Origin of the sequence: Cognatishimia activa (assembly GCF_001458335.1) — a bacterium.
In the GTDB taxonomy this organism is placed as follows: domain Bacteria; phylum Pseudomonadota; class Alphaproteobacteria; order Rhodobacterales; family Rhodobacteraceae; genus Cognatishimia; species Cognatishimia activa.
In genome coordinates, this window is sequence record NZ_CYTO01000026.1 from 63,606 (window position 1) to 64,620 (window position 1,015).

A 1,015-nucleotide genomic window follows, 5' to 3' on the forward strand; every position below is an offset into this window, starting at 1 on the left:
CCGCCTGCTCCCACTGGTTCTTGCCAGTCACATTGCTAGTGACCGTGCGCCAGTGCCGCCTTTGCCATTTCTTCGCCAACCTCATCGCCACCACGCGGTTCATCGTCGTTGTCGCGCGCGCGCAGCAACCGCAAGGCGTTGGTGACAACGAGAAGGGAAACGCCAACATCGGCCGCGATCGCGCCCCACATCGAGGCCATGCCGAAGGCTGTTGCCACCACGAATGCAGCCTTGGTCGCAAGCGACAGCCCGATGTTCTGCTTAATAATTGCCATGGTCCGGCGGGAATGCCCGATAAGCCATGGCACTTTGCCAATGTCGTCTGTCATCAGCGCGATATCGGCCGTTTCAATTGCGGCGTCGGATCCCACGGCTCCCATAGCGATGCCGTAATGCGCGCGCGCCATCGCCGGAGCGTCATTCACACCATCCCCGATCATCGCGACAGTGCCATATTGTGTCACCAGTTCCTCAATGGCGGTGACCTTGTCCTCGGGCAGCAGTTCCGCGCGCACCTCGTCGATGCCGACTTGGGCAGCCACAGCCTTTGCCGTGGCCGTGTTGTCGCCGGTGAGCATCACGATCTTTTTCACGCCTTGTGCGTGCAAGCGGGCAACGATGCCCTTGGCATCAGGCCGGATCCGGTCGCGCAATTCCAATACGCCGCTGACGCCAGCCGCGTCCCCAACGGCGACCAGTGTGTTGCCTGCCCCTTCGATGCGGTCGCGCAAATCAGATGGAATTGCGGACCCGAACCCTTTTTCTTCGGCAAATCGGTCTGACCCCAGCCAAATGGACTGGTCGCCCATGTCTCCTTCGAGGCCGCGGCCCGGCACGGTGCGTGTGTTGTCGGCTGCGGAAACGGAGAGGCCGTCTTGTTCTGCACGGCTCAGGATCGCGCGGGCCAGCGGGTGTGACGATCTTGCTTCAAGCGCGGCGGCGCGCATAAGCAGGTCGCGTTCGGACGTCTCGCCAATCGGATAGACCGCAGCGACTTCCGGTTCTCCCATCGTGA

General features: G+C 62.2%; 1 protein-coding gene. It reads right to left on the bottom strand.

The features are described from left to right. Positions 1–35: 35 nt before the first annotated feature. A partial coding sequence (locus TA5113_RS17285; protein ID WP_258953943.1) for a heavy metal translocating P-type ATPase occupies positions 36–1,015 on the bottom strand: 980 nt, incomplete at its 5' end.